Raw genomic sequence first — 14,534 nt, 5'->3', positions numbered from 1 at the left:
CCCCGTCCGCCTGATGTGGCGGTTACCTCGCGCAGGAGGAAGAAGTTGCTCTCCGCCTTTTCCAGTGCGTTCCGGACGCCTGACCTGCGCAAGAAACTGCTGTTCACAGTAGCGATCATCGCGGTCTACCGGCTCGGTGCGACGTTGCCCAGCCCGGGCGTGTCCTACATCAACGTGCAGAACTGCCTCGAAGCCGTGAACACGTCGGACGCCGGTGGTGGGGTATTGACCCTGCTGAATCTGTTCTCCGGCGGCGCGTTGCTCTCGCTGTCGGTCTTCGCGCTCGGGATCATGCCGTACATCACGGCGTCGATCATCCTGCAGCTGCTCACCGTGGTGATCCCCCGCCTGGAGCAGCTCCGCAAGGAGGGCCAGTCCGGCCAGGCGAAGATCACGCAGTACACCCGCTACCTCACGCTCGGCCTGGCGATCCTGCAGTCCGCCGCGTTCGTCGCACTGGCCCGCTCCGGCCAGCTGTTCGCCGGCGCGTGCCCGCAGGACCAGTCCCAGTTCCAGATCATCCCGACGAACACCGGTCTGCCGATGTGGCTGACGCTGGCGACCCTGGTGATTACGATGACCGCGGGCACCGGCGTGGTGATGTGGCTCGGCGAGCTGATCACCGACCGCGGTGTCGGCAACGGCATGTCCGTCCTGATCTTCACCTCGATCGCCGCCCGCCTCCCCGGCGAGGGCTGGACGATCAAGGAGGAGAGCGGCGTCGCCAAGTTCCTCCTGGTGATCGCGCTGGTGCTGCTCATCATCACGGCGGTCGTCTTCATCGAGCAGGCGCAGCGGCGCATCCCGGTGCAGTACGCCAAGCGGATGATCGGCCGGCGGATGTACGGCGGCACCTCGACCTACATCCCGCTGAAGGTGAACCAGGCGGGTGTCGTCCCGGTCATCTTCGCGTCGTCGCTGCTCTACCTGCCGCAGCTGTACCTGCAGTTCTTCGACCCGAACAACCTCAAGGGCTACCAGCAGTGGATCCAGAACAACCTGGCCAACCCCAGTAACTGGATCTACATCGTCACGTACTTCCTGCTGATCATCTTCTTCACGTACTTCTACGTCTCGATCACGTTCAACCCGACCGAGGTCGCGGAGAACATGAAGAAGTACGGCGGATTCGTGCCGGGCATCCGGCCGGGCAAGCCGACCGCGGACTACCTGGACTTCATCCTCAGCCGGATCACCCTGCCGGGTGCGCTCTACCTCGGCCTGATCTCGGTCATGCCGAACTTCTTCTTCATCTGGCTGAACAACGACCAGTACATGAACTTCCCGTTCGGTGGCGTGGCGGTGCTGATCATGGTCGGTGTGGGTCTGGAGACCGTGAAGCAGATCGAGAGCCAGCTCATGCAGCGCAACTACGAAGGGTTCCTCCGGTAGTGGGGGCGCGGGGCCGGGGGGCTCACGCGTTGGTCGGTTCTCACCGAAGCGAGGCGATGTAGGTGCGGCTGGTACTGGTGGGCCCTCCGGGGGCCGGCAAGGGGACCCAGGCTGAGTTCGTTGCCGCCCACCTCGCCGTACCGAAGATCTCGACCGGGGACATCTTCCGGGCGAACGTCTCGCAGGGCACGCCGCTGGGCGTGGAGGCCAAGCGCTACATGGACGCCGGCTCGCTGGTTCCGGACGAGGTCACCATCAACATGGTCCGGGACCGGCTGGCCGAGCCGGACGCCGGTGACGGCTTCCTGCTCGACGGCTTCCCGCGTACCGTGCCCCAGGCCAACGCGCTGGACAAGCTGCTGGCCGACCTCGGCACCGCGCTCGACCTGGTGATGGAGCTGGTGGTCGACGACGACGAGGTCATCCGTCGGCTGTCCGGGCGGCGTACCTGCCGGGGCTGCGGAAAGATCTGGCACGTCGAGTTCGACCCGACCAGCAAGGAGAACATCTGCGACCGGTGCGGGTCGGAGCTGTTCCAGCGGGACGACGACAAGGCCGAGACGATCGCGAACCGGCTGGTCGAGTACGCGGACAAGACCCAGCCGTTGGTCGACTACTACGGCGCGCAGGGCAAGCTGGTGGGCATCGACGCGACCGGCCCGGTCGAGGACGTCACCGTGCGCGCCATCGACGCCCTGCGGTCGTACGGAGGCTGACATGCGCCGCTCCCAGCTGGACATTCAGCTGAAGACGCCCGCGCAGATCGAGCTGATGCGCGGCGCCGGCCTGGTGGTCGCCGCCGCGCTGGACGCGATGCGCGAGGCGGTCGCCCCGGGCGTCTCCACCGCCGACCTGGACGCGATCGCCGAGAAGGTGATCCGGGACGCCGGCGCGGTCCCGTCGTTCAAGGGCTACCACGGCTTCCCGGCGTCCATCTGCGCGTCCGTGAACGAGCAGGTGGTGCACGGCATCCCGGCGGCCGACCAGGTGCTGCGCGAGGGCGACCTGATCTCGTTGGACTGCGGCGCGATCCTGAACGGCTGGCACGGCGACTCCGCCATCACGGTGGGGGTGGGCGACACCGACCCGGCGCTGCTGACCATGGCCGAGGTGGCCGAGGACGCCATGTGGGCGGGCATCGCCGCGGCCGCGCGGGGCGTCGCAAACGGCCGTGGGCGGCTCACCGACATCTCCTTCAACGTGGAGAAGGCCGTCCGCAAGGCGGGCCGCTACGGCATCGTGGACGGGTACGGCGGCCACGGCATCGGCACCGAGATGCACCAGGACCCGCACGTGCTCAACCACGGCAAGCCGGGCAAGGGCCCGAAGCTGGTGGTCGGCATGGCGCTGGCGATCGAGCCGATGATCACCATGGGGTCGCCGCGCACCGTGGAGCTGTCCGACGGGTGGACCGTGGTCACCCGGGACGGTTCGGTGGCGGCGCACGTCGAGCACACCATGGCGCTCTGCGACGACGGCGTGTGGGTCACCACGGCGCCGGACGGCGGCCGGTCCCGCCTGGGCGACCTGGTGACGGCCCGGCAGCCGGCGGTCCCGGTCGCCGACTGACAGCGCTGGTGTTCCACTGGAGCGCTCCAGTGGTGCACCGATGTCGTTCTGCGGGCCGGGTAACGACGCTGGTGTTCCAGTGGTACGCCGATGTCGTCCTGCGGGCCGGGTAGCAACGCTGGTGTTCCACTGGAGTGCTCCAGTGGTACGCCGATGTCGTCCTGCGGGCCGGGTAGCAACGCTGGTGTTCCACTGGAACGGCGGCGGCGGTCATCCGGCGGCCGGGGTCCAGAAGGCGCGGTCGCGGACGCCGTGCGGCTGGTCGGTGGGTTCGTGGGACGCGTCGGGCGGCGTGACCGCCGCGACACGGGTCGGACGGACGGGCGTGCGGCTGGCAGAATCGGAACATGGGCCGCGACGAGATGAGGGCCGCCGACGCCGATCGGCAGACGGTCGCCGACGCACTGAAGTCCGCCCTCGACGAGGGCCGCCTCGATCTCCACGAGTATGACGAGCGGCTGCAGCAGGCGTACGCCGCGAAGACGTACGGCGAGCTGGACACGCTGCTGGACGACCTGCCCACCGCGGTCCCGGCCCAGCGTGTGGCTGCCGGTGTGCCGGCGGCGCCGCCGGTCCGGGACGACGTGACCCGGAGATGGCTGCTGCACGTGTGGAGCAGCTACGTGCCGACGGTCGCCATCACCATGGTGATCTGGGTGATCTCCAGCCTCGCCGCGGGCGATCCGCTCTACTTCTGGCCGATCTGGGTGGCCGGGCCCTGGGGGCTCGTGCTGATCTGGCAGACGGTCGCCGGCCTGTCCCAGGGCGAGCCGCGCAAGTGGCAGACGAAGCTCGACAAGGCCGAGCAGAAGAAGCAACTCAAGCGCCAGCGCAAGGCGCTCGAGGCGGAGGCGATCGCCCGGGGTGAGCTGCCGCCCGCGAAACCGAAGAAAAAGTCCGCTTAGTCCGGTTTTCCGGGGCGCGACACACCCGACTCCGGGTTACGGGGACCTCGGTTTGGTGTCGATGCCACGGCGCGCGTACACTGGCTAGCTGGCGCGCAGCGTCCACTCCCGCATGTCTTCAGCGCTTCGGAGACGGCGGGAGCCGCGGCTGGTCCGGGCGGTCATCCACCCGGGTAAAGACGTTGCGAGCCCGCCCCAGAACCCGATGTCAGGTAGCGGAGGACATGCCAAAGAAAGACGGAGCCATCGAGATCGAAGGCCGAGTGATCGAGCCCCTGCCCAACGCGATGTTCCGCGTTGAGCTGGCGAACGGTCACAAAGTGCTGGCTCACATCAGCGGCAAGATGCGGCAGCACTACATCCGCATCCTGCCCGAGGACCGAGTCGTCGTCGAACTCTCGCCGTACGACCTCACCCGCGGGCGCATCGTCTACCGCTACAAGTGATCGGGTCCCGTCGGACCGAATAGGGTAAGGCACACCGTGAAGGTCAAGCCGAGCGTCAAGCGGATCTGCAACAAGTGCCGGGTCATTCGCCGGCACGGCCGGGTCATGGTCATCTGTGACGACCCGCGCCACAAGCAGCGCCAGGGCTGACGCCTCTTCAGTACAAGCTCGTTCCAGCCGCGGTCGTCTCACGTCGATGACGCACGCGGTTCCACCCCTGGTCGGAGGCCAGGGCCCGCCCGGGCAGGCGGGGTGGACCGGGCACAGACCTCCGTGAGACAACGAGGAGTACGCCCGCTAATGGCACGTCTCGTCGGCGTCGATCTGCCCCGCGAAAAGCGGATGGAGATCGCGCTCACCTACATCTTCGGGGTCGGTCGGACCCGCGCCGTGGAGGCGCTCACCGCGACCGGCATTGACCTGAACAAGCGCGCCAAGGACCTCACGGACGAGGAGCTGGTACAGCTCCGCGACTACATCGAGGCCAACTTCAAGGTTGAAGGCGACCTGCGCCGCGAGGTCGCCGCTGACATCCGCCGCAAGGTGGAGATCGGCTGCTACGCCGGCATCCGGCACCGCCGGGGCCTGCCCGTCCGCGGACAGCGGACCCGGACCAACGCGCGTACCCGCAAGGGTCCGAAGCGCACGGTCGCCGGTAAGAAGAAGCCCGGACGCAAGTAGTTATAGGAGCGCACTGACTTATGCCACCGAAGGCACGCGCTGGGGCCGCCGTCAAGAAGGTCCGGCGCAAGGAACGCAAGAACGTCGCCCACGGGCAGGCGCACATCAAGAGCACCTTCAACAACACCATCGTGTCGATCACCGACCCGACCGGTGCGGTCATCTCCTGGGCCTCGTCCGGCCAGGTGGGCTTCAAGGGCTCCCGCAAGTCGACCCCGTTCGCCGCGCAGCTGGCCGCCGAGGCTGCCGCGCGCCGGGCGATGGAACACGGCATGCGCAAGGTCGACGTGTTCGTCAAGGGCCCCGGCTCCGGCCGGGAAACCGCCATCCGTTCGCTGCAGGCCGCCGGCCTCGAGGTCGGGCAGATCTCCGACGTCACGCCGCAGCCGCACAACGGATGCCGCCCGCCGAAGCGTCGTCGGGTCTGAGAGGTAGAGGATAAATGGCTCGTTATGCAGGTGCCGACTGCCGCCGTTGCCGTCGGGAGAAGATGAAGCTGTTCCTCAAGGGCAGCAAGTGTGACGGTCCGAAGTGCCCGTTCGAGTCCCGGCCGTTCCCGCCCGGGCAGCACGGCCGCGGCCGCACCAAGGAGACCGAGTACCTGCTCCAGCTCCGCGAGAAGCAGAAGGCGCGTCGCGTCTACGGCATTCTCGAGAAGCAGTTCCGCGGGTACTACGAGGAGGCAGTGTCCAAGCCCGGCAAGACCGGTGAGGTGCTGCTGCAGATCCTCGAGTCGCGTCTCGACAACGCGGTCTACCGGGCCGGATACGCCTCGTCCCGGGACATGGCCCGGCAGCTGGTCAAGCACGGCCACTTCCTGGTCAACGGCAAGAAGGTCGACATCCCGTCGTACCGGGTGAAGGACCACGACATCATCCAGGTTCGGGAGAAGTCCCGCGAGATGACGCCGTTCGTGGTGGCGCAGGCCCAGGCGGGTTCCCGCCCGGTGCCGGCGTGGCTCGAGCCGATCCCGAGCGAGATGAAGATCCTGATCCACACGCTCCCGGCGCGTCAGGTCATCGACACGCAGGTCCAGGAGCAGCTGATCGTCGAGCTCTACTCCAAGTAGCAGCACCGGGTGCCGGTCGATCTGGCCGGCACCCGTCAGACGGGCGTCATATAGCGGATGCCCTGACAGAAAGAAGAACCACGTGCTCATCAGCCAGCGCCCGAGCCTCTCGGAAGAGTCGCTCAGCGAGACCCGCTCCCGGTTCACCATCGAGCCGCTGGAGCCCGGCTTCGGCTACACCCTCGGCAACTCGCTGCGCCGCACGCTGCTGTCGTCCATCCCGGGCGCGGCGGTCACCAGCATCAAGATCGACGGCGTGCTGCACGAGTTCACCACGATCCCCGGTGTCAAGGAGGACGTGGTCGAGCTGGTCATGAACGTCAAGGACCTGACCGTCAGCTCGGAGCACGACGAGCCGGTCAGCATGTACCTGCGCAAGCAGGGTCCGGGCGACGTCACCGCGGGCGACATCCAGCCCCCGGCCGGTGTCTCCGTGCACAACCCCGACCTGAAGCTGGCCACGCTGAACAGCAAGGGCCGGCTCGACATGGAACTGACCGTCGAGCGGGGCCGTGGCTACGTCACCGCCGCGCAGAACAAGAACGCCGGCGCCGAGATCGGCCGCATCCCGGTCGACTCGATCTACTCGCCGGTGATGAAGGTGACCTACCGCGTCGAGGCGACCCGTGTCGAGCAGCGTACCGACTTCGACCGGCTGATCATCGACGTCGAGTCGAAGGCGTCCATCTCGCCCCGGACCGCGCTGGCGTCGGCCGGCTCGACGCTCGTCGAGCTGTTCGGCCTCTGCCGCGAGCTGGACGAGACCGCCGAGGGCATCGACATCGGACCGTCCCCGCAGGACGCTCAGCTGGCTGCGGACCTGGCCCTGCCGATCGAGGAGCTGGACCTCACCGTCCGGTCGTACAACTGCCTCAAGCGCGAGGGGATCAACACCGTCGGCGAGTTGATAGGGCGTACGGAGGCCGACCTTCTGGATATAAGGAATTTCGGTCAGAAGTCCATCGACGAGGTCAAGATGAAGCTCGCCGGAATGGGTCTGGGCCTGAAGGACAGCGCGCCGTCCTTCGACCCGGCGCACGTCGTGGATTCGTTCGGCGACGTGGATTACGACACCGACGACTACCGCGAGACCGAGCAGCTGTAAGCCTGCTGCGCCATTTACCAAGGAGCATCTGAAATGCCCACGCCCACCAAGGGTCCCCGCCTCGGCGGCAGCCCGGCGCACGAGAAGCTGTTGCTGGCCAACCTCGCCACGGAGCTCTTCCGGCACGGGAAGATCAAGACCACCGAGACGAAGGCCAGGCGGCTGCGCCCGCTGGCTGAGCAGCTCATCACGAAGGCCAAGCGCGGCGACCTGCACAACCGTCGCCGGGTACTGACCGTCGTGAAGGACAAGGACGTCGTGTACGCCCTGTTCGAGCAGATCGCTCCGCGGTACGGCAACCGGCCGGGTGGCTACACCCGGATCACCAAGACCGGCCCGCGCAAGGGTGACGCCGCGCCCATGGCGATCATCGAGCTGGTCGAGGAGCTGCAGGTCGCCACGCCGGCGCCCGCGAAGAAGGCGGCCCGCAAGGCCGCCGCGCAGCAGGACAAGGTCGAGGCGCTCAGCCGCGAGGACGAGGCGCCCGCGAGCACCCGGACGGACGCCGACCAGGACTCCGAGCCGCCGGTGAACGCGTCCGGCGACAAGGGTGCCGAAGGCCCCGGCGACCAGGCCGAAGGCGAAGACCCGGCCGACCGCAAGTAGTTCCCGGCGATGAGCCCGGCACTCCAGGTGGGGTGCCGGGCTCACGTCTTTTCTGGTACGAGCGTTCGTGCCGTGACCTGGCTCAGGAGGTAGCGCCGTCGTGGTCGAGGCCGTAGCCCCGGCATCCGGGCCGGACCAGGTGGTCCGGCTCAGGCTCGAGGTGTCCTACGACGGCACCGACTTCTCCGGGTGGGCGGTTCAGCCCGGCCGGCGCACGGTTGCCGGCGTGCTGGTGGAAGCGCTGGCCACGCTGGTCGGCCAGGACACGCCGCTCGGGCTGACCGTGGCCGGCCGCACGGATGCGGGCGTGCACGCCACCGGGCAGGTGTGCCACATCGAGCTGCCCGCCGCGGTCTGGGACGAGCTGACCGGCTCGCTGGTGCGGCGGCTCGCCGCGCTGATGCCGCCGGACGCCCGGGTGCGCGCGGTGACCCCGGTGCCGGCCACGTTCGACGCCCGCTTCTCCGCCACGTTCCGCCGCTACCGGTACCGGGTCGCGGACCGGCCCTGGGGCCCGGAGCCGCTGCGCCGGCACGACACCATCGGCTGGGCGCGTCCGCTGGACCTGGATCTGCTCCGGGAGGCGGCGGCCGGGCTGGTCGGCGAGCACGACTTCGCCGCGTACTGCAAGCGCAAGGACCACGCCACCACCGTGCGGGCCATCACCCACCTGGACTGGCACCGCGAGGCGGACGGGGTGGCCGTGGCCACCGTGCAGGCCGACGCGTTCTGCCAGGCGATGGTCCGCAGTCTGGTCGGCGCCATGCTGACCGTCGGCGACGGGCGGCGCCCGCCGTCCTGGCCGGCCACCCTGCTCACGCTGCGGGAACGCTCCAGCGCGGTCACCGTGGCACCGGCGCACGGGCTCACCCTGGTCGAGGTCGGCTACCCGGCCGAGGCAGAGTACGCCCACCGCGCCGACGCCACCCGCCGGCTGCGCGTCTGACGCCCTGCCGGCTGCGCTTCCCACGCCCTGCCGGCTGGGCGTCCGACGTCCTGCCGGCTGCGCGTCCCACGCCCTGCCGGCTGGGCGTCCGACGTCCTGCCGGCTACGCGTCTGACGCCCGGGCGCCGAGGATCTCCCCGCCCAGGTAGGACTCCAGCAGGTCGGTGGTGATCCGCCGGGCGTACCGGTCGTCGGCCCGCACCAGCTGCCCGTCCGGCGCCGCGATCACGCAGTACACCAGGAAGTGCCCGCGTTCCTGCCAGCCCACCTGGGACAGCGGCTCGGCCCTCGGCGCGCTGCCCGGCACCGAGTCGGCGGACATCACGGCGAAGCTGCCGTCCCCGCTCTCCACCAGCGCCCGGACCTGCTCGGCCAGCCGGATCGCGGCCACGTCGTCACTCAGGTTGAACACGCCCACGGTCACCCGGTAGCCGCCGTACGGTGCGGTCACCGCCGCCCGGACCACCTGGCTGCACCCGTGCCGGTCGAGCAGCGCACCCGTCGCGCCGGTCGCCGCGATGGCGCAGTCGCCGTCGATGTGGGTGGCCCGCACACGGTACGGGTCGGCGCCGGACGCCATCCGGATCGCCGTACCGGGGAACACCTCGGCCACGCTCAACGGCCGGGCGTCCACCTGACGGCTGGCGATCGACCGGGCGTACCCCGAGGTGGTGCTCGCCTCCGCACCGTCACCGGGGCCCTGGTCGGCGATCACGAAGAAGCCGCTCAGCCCGCAGATGGCCAGCAGGATGACCGCGCCCAGGCCGGTCATCACCGCGTGCATGGCCCGCTCCGGCTCGCGGGGCGCCCGCCGGGGCCGCCGCGGCCGCGGTATCCGGTGCTGACCGGTCGGCGGACGGCCGGGCCGGCGTGCCCGCGGCCCCGCTCCTCCGGACCTCGCGCGGTGGGCAGGGCGGGCCGGTGAACCGAGAAGCATGCCTGCACGCTAGAAGCGCACGGTGGTCAATGAACGCACCCGGTGTGCGGCATCCCGGACGCCGCTGTCGTCGTTGAACCCGGGACGTGCGGAACAATGTCCGGGTGACCGCCGACCATTACTTCAGTGCCGAGCCCAGCACGCCCGCCCGGCACGGCACCGTGGAGTTCTCCGTGGCCGGGCGCGACTACGCGCTGACCGCGGCCTCCGGGGTGTTCTCCGCCGCCCGGCTCGACCCCGGCACCGCCGTCCTGCTGCGCAAGGCCGACCTGCCCACCGCCGGCACCCTGCTCGACCTCGGCTGCGGGTACGGCCCGATCGCGTGCGTGCTGGCCCGCGAGGCGCCCGGCGCGACCGTGTACGCGGTGGACGTGAACTCCCGGGCCCGCGACCTGACCGCCGCCAACGCCGCCGCGCTCGACCTGGCCGTCCGGGTGCACGCCCCCGACGAGGTGCCGGACGACGTGACGTTCACCGAGATCTGGAGCAACCCGCCCACCCACGTCGGCAAGGCCGAACTGCACGCCATGCTGACCCGATGGCTGCCCCGGCTGGCCCCCGGCGGCGTGGCCTGGCTGGTGATCAACCGGCACCTGGGCGGTGATTCGCTGCACAGCTGGCTGGTCGGGCACGGCTGGGCGGTGGCGCGGACCGCCAGCCAGAAGGGCTTCCGGGTGCTGCGGGTGACCCGGAAAACCGACTGACCGCGCGCCCGCCGCCAGGGAGGATGCGGGGCATGGGTTACGTGGATGTCGCCGGGGCCGGATTCGTACTGCCGGACGGCCGGGAGTTGTTCGCCGACGTGTCGTTCCGGGTCGGCGAGGGCGCCAAGGTCGCGCTGGTCGGGCCGAACGGTGCCGGCAAGACCACGCTGCTCCGGATGGTCGCCGGTGACCTGCCGATGCAGACCGGTGCGGTCGCGCGCTCCGGCGGGCTGGGCGTGATGCGGCAGTTCATCGGGATGATCGGCGACGACCGTACCCTCGCGGATCTGGCTCTGTCCCTGGTGGAACCGCCGCTGCGGGCGGCCGGCGAACGGCTGAACGCGGCCGCCGCGGCGCTCGGCGACTCCGAGAAATCCCAGATCGGGTACGCCAACGCGCTGGCATACTGGGGCGAGGCCGGCGGGTACGACGCCGAGGTGCTGTTCGACACGGTCGCCGTGGCCATCCTCGGCAAGCCGTGGGACGACGTGAAGCAGCGCCCGGTCCGCACCCTCTCCGGCGGCCAGCAGAAGCGGTTCGCCCTCGACCTGCTGCTGCGCGGCAACGACGAGGTGCTGCTGCTCGACGAGCCGGACAACTTCCTCGACGTGCCCGGCAAACGCTGGCTGGAGACCCGGCTGCGCGAGTCGCCCAAGTCGGTGCTGTACGTCTCGCACGACCGGGAACTGCTGGCCCAGACCGCCGACCGGGTGGTCGCGGTCGAAGGTGGCGGCGCGTGGACCCATCCCGGCGGCTTCGCGTCCTGGCACGACGCGCGGGCGAACCGGCACGAGCGGCTGCTCGAATCCCGCCGGCGCTGGGACGAGGAACACGAGAAGCTGCGGGAACTGGTCTTCACGCTGAAGCAGAAGGCGACCTACAACGACGGGATGGCGTCGCGGTACCAGGCCGCGCAGACCCGGCTGCGCAAGTTCGAGGAGGCCGGGCCGCCGCCGCTGCCGCCCAAGGAGCAGTCACTGCGGATGAACCTGCGCGGTGGGCGGACCGGCAAGCGCGCGGTGATCTGCACCGGCCTGGAGCTGGAGAACCTGACGTTCCCGTTCGACCTGGAAGTCTGGTACGGCGACCGGGTCGCGGTGCTCGGCGCCAACGGCACCGGCAAGTCGCACTTCCTGCGGCTGCTGGCAGCCGGCGGCAGCGCACCCGAGCCGGACAACAAGCCGGTCGACGGAGCGCCGCTGGCCCACGTGGCGCACGACGGGACGGCCCGGCTCGGCGCGCGGGTGCGGCCCGGCCACTTCTCCCAGACCCACGACCGGCCGGAGCTGCTGGAACGCACGCTGGTGGAGATCCTCTGGCGGGGCGACGACCACCGGTCCGGCCTGGACCGGGCCGGGGCGATGAAGGCGCTCAACCGGTACGAGCTGGCGGCGCAGGGCGACCAGCGGTTCGGCACCCTGTCCGGCGGTCAGCAGGCGCGGTTCCTGGTGCTGCTGCTGGAACTGTCCGGCGCCACGGTGCTGCTGCTCGACGAGCCGACGGACAACCTGGACCTGGCGTCGGCGGAGGCGCTGGAGGAGGGGTTGCGGGCGTTCGAGGGGACGGTGATCGCGGTCACCCACGACCGGTGGTTCACGCGGTCGTTCGACCGGTTCGTGCTGTTCCGGAGCGACGGCGAGGTGGTCGAGACCCCGGAGCCGGTCTGGGACGTCCGCTGATCGCCCCAGCGGAGCAGGCCGTTGTCCGGTATGTGGCCTCCAAGATCTGCGCGCCATCGGGCAATCCACGACCAAACGTCCCTCCGGTAATGGCGTGTGGAGCAGCGGCGCGCTGCGTGCCGCAACTCCACGCACCTCTGTCGCCCGAGCGCGATGTGCGGAGTTGCGGCGCGCTGTGCGCCGGGAGGCCACACGCGGCGTCGCCCGAACCCGGCGAGCAGAAACGGCGCGCTCGTCAGTCTCGCGGCAAGGGACAGATCTTGGAGGCTTGCGCACATCTTGGAGCCGCTCGCCCTCATGAGGGCCATTTCGCGTCAAGTCCAAGATCGACGGTCGGCCGGGTGGGGTGGCGGGGAGCGCTCGGCGCGGCTGAGGGTTTACGGGGGTGGCGCGGGGGGTTATCGTCGGGACGGAACAACCCCACGGGAGTCCGGTGCACCGGGCTGAGAGGGGGGCTGCAGCCCCCGACCGTCGAACCTGATCCGGGTCATGCCGGCGCAGGGAGGAGCGTGTTGTGGACCCGTCGTTTCCACGTCTGCACCTGGTCACCGGCCCCCGTCCGATGGAGACCGTGCGCGCCGCGGTGGACGTCGCGGCCCGGCTCGGGATGGCGGCGGAGTTGGCCGTGCAGGTGCGGGTCGAGGATCACGTCACCGACCGGGTCGCGTACGACCTGACCCTCGCGGTGCTGGCCGTCACCCGGCCGCACGGCGTGCTGTGCCTGGTCAACGATCGGCTGCACGTGGCCGTGGCGGCGGGCGCGGACGGTGGTCACGTGGGCGCCGACGACCTGCCGGTGGCGGCGGCGCGGGCGGTGCTCGGCCCGGCGGCGGTGCTTGGGGCGACCGCGCGTACGCCGGACGGCGGGACGGCGGCCCGTGCGTCGGGTGCGACGTATCTCGGCGTCGGGCCCGCGTACGCGACGTCCACCAAGGATGGTCTGCCGGAACCGATCGGGCCGGCCGGGGTGGCGGCGGTGACCGGTGCCGTGCTGGGGCTGCCGGTGCTGGCGATCGGTGGCGTCACCGCGGGACGGGTGCCGGATCTTCGTGCCGCGGGGGCGCACGGCGTGGCGGTGGTCGGTGCGATCGCGGCCGATCCGGAACGGGCCACCGAGGACCTCCTCAAGGCGCTGGCATGAGCACGGCCGGACCGGCGGAACGGCACCACGACGACACCGACGCGGCCGAGCGGGAGTTCGGGGGCGCGGCGGAGCGGGAGTTCGGGGGCGCGGCGGAGCGGGAGTTCGGGGGCGCGGCGGAGCGGGGCGCCGGGGGAACGGTCGCGGTGGTGGGTGGTGGGATCGTCGGGTTGTCCGTGGCCTGGCGGCTGGCGCGGCGCGGGGTCGATGTGCGGGTGCACGACCCGGGGCGGGACGACGGTGCCTGGTGGGTCGCCGCGGGGATGCTGGCGCCGGGTGGCGAGTCGGCGTTCGAGCACGCGGCGCTCGCGGAACTGATGCGTGAGTCCGCGAAGCGCTGGCCGGCCTTCGCCGCCGAGTTGGCCGGGGAGACGGGCCACGATCTGGGGTACGACGAGGCCGGCACGCTGAGTGTGGCGCTCACCGCGGACGATGCGGCCGAGGCTCGGCGGATGTGGGCGTACCAGGGACTTCGCCCGACCGCGCTGCGGGAACTGGAACCGGAGCTGTCGCCGCGGGTGCGGGCCGGGGCGCACGCGCCGGACGACCGTCAGGTCGACCCGCGCCGGGTGGTGACGGCGTTGCGGGCGGCCCTCGCCGGGCGGATCGTCACCGGGTCGGTGGCCGGGCTCGGCGAGCTGGAGGCGGACACCGTCGTGGTGGCCGCGGGGTGCGGCACCGCGGCGCTCACCGGGCTGCCGGTGCGGCCGGTCAAGGGGCAACTGCTGCGGCTGCGCGGGGAACCGGGCGTACTGCGGCACGTGATCAGCGGTGCGGCCGACGGGCGGCACGTCTACCTGGTGCCGCGGGCGGACGGCGAAGTGGTGGTGGGCGCGACCCAGGAGGAGCGCACGGACCGTGCGGTCACCGCGGGCGGCGTACTCGATCTGCTCCGGGCCGCCCTCGATCTGGTGCCGGCGCTGGCGGAGTTCGAGCTGGTGGAGACGCTCGTCGGGCACCGGCCGGCCACCCCGGACAACGCGCCGCTGCTCGGGGCAGTGCCGGGTGACTCCGGGCGGCGGGTCCTGGTGGCCGCGGGTCACCACCGTAACGGCGTACTCCTGGCACCGGTCACCGCGGATCTCATCGCCGAGCTGGTGGTGACCGGCGTGCCCGATCCACTGCTGGCCGCGTTCCGGCCCGGGAGGTTCTCATGCACCTGATGGTCAACGGACAGAGCCGCGAGGTCACCGGCGAGGCCACGGTGGCCGTGCTGGTGGCCGAGCTGACCGAGGCCGAACGCGGCGTCGCGGTCGCGGTGAACGGCGAGGTGGTGCCGCGGTCCACCTGGCCGGCGGCCGGCCTGCGCGACGGCGACCGGGTCGAGGTTCTCACCGCGGCACAGGGGGGCTGA

General features: G+C 70.8%; 18 protein-coding genes and 1 riboswitch. Of the genes, 17 read left to right on the top strand and 1 reads right to left on the bottom strand.

Going from position 1 to position 14,534, the window contains the following annotated elements; genetic code table 11:
- Nucleotides 1-45 precede the first annotated feature (45 nt).
- From secY to truA, 12 genes are all read left to right on the top strand, one after another.
- Nucleotides 46-1,392 carry a preprotein translocase subunit SecY gene (gene secY, locus LDL48_RS08785; protein ID WP_225254530.1) on the top strand — a complete coding sequence of 449 codons (1,347 nt, stop codon included), beginning with the start codon at nucleotides 46-48 and terminating at the stop codon, nucleotides 1,390-1,392.
- A gap of 62 nt (nucleotides 1,393-1,454) precedes the next feature.
- Nucleotides 1,455-2,108: an adenylate kinase gene (locus LDL48_RS08780; RefSeq protein ID WP_225254529.1), complete on the top strand. Its 654-nt coding sequence runs from the start codon at nucleotides 1,455-1,457 to the stop codon at nucleotides 2,106-2,108.
- Nucleotide 2,109: 1 nt separating this feature from the next.
- Nucleotides 2,110-2,961, top strand: a complete 852-nt coding sequence (gene map, locus LDL48_RS08775; RefSeq protein WP_225254528.1) for a type I methionyl aminopeptidase — start codon at nucleotides 2,110-2,112, stop codon at nucleotides 2,959-2,961.
- A gap of 362 nt (nucleotides 2,962-3,323) precedes the next feature.
- On the top strand, nucleotides 3,324-3,866 hold the full coding sequence (locus LDL48_RS08770; protein WP_372472080.1) for a DUF1707 SHOCT-like domain-containing protein: 543 nt from the start codon (nucleotides 3,324-3,326) through the stop codon (nucleotides 3,864-3,866).
- Nucleotides 3,867-4,090: 224 nt separating this feature from the next.
- Complete coding sequence (infA, locus tag LDL48_RS08765; protein ID WP_007073013.1) at nucleotides 4,091-4,312, top strand: translation initiation factor IF-1; 222 nt, start codon at nucleotides 4,091-4,093, stop codon at nucleotides 4,310-4,312.
- A gap of 36 nt (nucleotides 4,313-4,348) precedes the next feature.
- Nucleotides 4,349-4,462, top strand: a complete 114-nt coding sequence (rpmJ, locus tag LDL48_RS08760) for a 50S ribosomal protein L36 (RefSeq protein ID WP_023358216.1) — start codon at nucleotides 4,349-4,351, stop codon at nucleotides 4,460-4,462.
- A 150-nt stretch (nucleotides 4,463-4,612) separates the two neighbouring features.
- Nucleotides 4,613-4,993 (top strand): 30S ribosomal protein S13, encoded by a 381-nt coding sequence (gene rpsM / locus LDL48_RS08755; protein WP_071803339.1) that lies wholly within the window; start codon nucleotides 4,613-4,615, stop codon nucleotides 4,991-4,993.
- A gap of 20 nt (nucleotides 4,994-5,013) precedes the next feature.
- Nucleotides 5,014-5,421 (top strand): 30S ribosomal protein S11, encoded by a 408-nt coding sequence (gene rpsK / locus LDL48_RS08750; protein ID WP_014440747.1) that lies wholly within the window; start codon nucleotides 5,014-5,016, stop codon nucleotides 5,419-5,421.
- A 14-nt stretch (nucleotides 5,422-5,435) separates the two neighbouring features.
- The gene (gene rpsD / locus LDL48_RS08745) at nucleotides 5,436-6,062 is read left to right on the top strand and encodes a 30S ribosomal protein S4 (protein WP_225254526.1); all 627 of its coding nucleotides are present in this window, start codon (nucleotides 5,436-5,438) and stop codon (nucleotides 6,060-6,062) included.
- 82 nt (nucleotides 6,063-6,144) lie between these two features.
- Nucleotides 6,145-7,167, top strand: coding sequence for a DNA-directed RNA polymerase subunit alpha (locus LDL48_RS08740; protein WP_189079649.1), 1,023 nt, complete (start codon nucleotides 6,145-6,147; stop codon nucleotides 7,165-7,167).
- Between the two features lie 33 nt (nucleotides 7,168-7,200).
- Nucleotides 7,201-7,773, top strand: a complete 573-nt coding sequence (rplQ, locus tag LDL48_RS08735; protein ID WP_225254525.1) for a 50S ribosomal protein L17 — start codon at nucleotides 7,201-7,203, stop codon at nucleotides 7,771-7,773.
- A 100-nt stretch (nucleotides 7,774-7,873) separates the two neighbouring features.
- Nucleotides 7,874-8,719 carry a tRNA pseudouridine(38-40) synthase TruA gene (gene truA, locus LDL48_RS08730; protein WP_225254524.1) on the top strand — a complete coding sequence of 282 codons (846 nt, stop codon included), beginning with the start codon at nucleotides 7,874-7,876 and terminating at the stop codon, nucleotides 8,717-8,719.
- 103 nt (nucleotides 8,720-8,822) lie between these two features.
- Here truA and LDL48_RS08725 read toward each other — a convergent pair whose 3' ends face one another.
- Nucleotides 8,823-9,503, bottom strand: coding sequence for a hypothetical protein (locus LDL48_RS08725; RefSeq protein ID WP_225254523.1), 681 nt, complete (start codon nucleotides 9,501-9,503; stop codon nucleotides 8,823-8,825).
- A gap of 257 nt (nucleotides 9,504-9,760) precedes the next feature.
- Between LDL48_RS08725 and LDL48_RS08720 the strand changes: the two genes are divergently transcribed.
- The 5 genes from LDL48_RS08720 (at nucleotide 9,761) to thiS (ending at nucleotide 14,534) form a co-directional block, all read left to right on the top strand.
- Nucleotides 9,761-10,360: a class I SAM-dependent methyltransferase gene (locus LDL48_RS08720; RefSeq protein WP_225254522.1), complete on the top strand. Its 600-nt coding sequence runs from the start codon at nucleotides 9,761-9,763 to the stop codon at nucleotides 10,358-10,360.
- A gap of 32 nt (nucleotides 10,361-10,392) precedes the next feature.
- Complete coding sequence (locus tag LDL48_RS08715) at nucleotides 10,393-12,039, top strand: ABC-F family ATP-binding cassette domain-containing protein (RefSeq protein ID WP_225254521.1); 1,647 nt, start codon at nucleotides 10,393-10,395, stop codon at nucleotides 12,037-12,039.
- 412 nt (nucleotides 12,040-12,451) lie between these two features.
- Nucleotides 12,452-12,560, top strand: a riboswitch (TPP riboswitch).
- Entirely contained in the window at nucleotides 12,554-13,180 is a 627-nt protein-coding gene (locus LDL48_RS08710) for a thiamine phosphate synthase (RefSeq protein WP_225254520.1), read from the top strand. (Overlaps the previous riboswitch by 7 nt.)
- Entirely contained in the window at nucleotides 13,177-14,343 is a 1,167-nt protein-coding gene (thiO, locus tag LDL48_RS08705) for a glycine oxidase ThiO (RefSeq protein ID WP_225254519.1), read from the top strand. Before LDL48_RS08710 ends, thiO begins: the two co-directional genes overlap by 4 nt.
- Nucleotides 14,334-14,534: a sulfur carrier protein ThiS gene (thiS, locus tag LDL48_RS08700; protein ID WP_225254518.1), complete on the top strand. Its 201-nt coding sequence runs from the start codon at nucleotides 14,334-14,336 to the stop codon at nucleotides 14,532-14,534. Before thiO ends, thiS begins: the two co-directional genes overlap by 10 nt.

This window comes from Jidongwangia harbinensis (assembly GCF_020216025.1).
Lineage (GTDB): Bacteria > Actinomycetota > Actinomycetes > Mycobacteriales > Micromonosporaceae > Actinoplanes > Actinoplanes harbinensis.
Note: the sequence above shows the minus strand (reverse complement) of the source record. Positions and strands in the feature narration are given on the sequence as shown.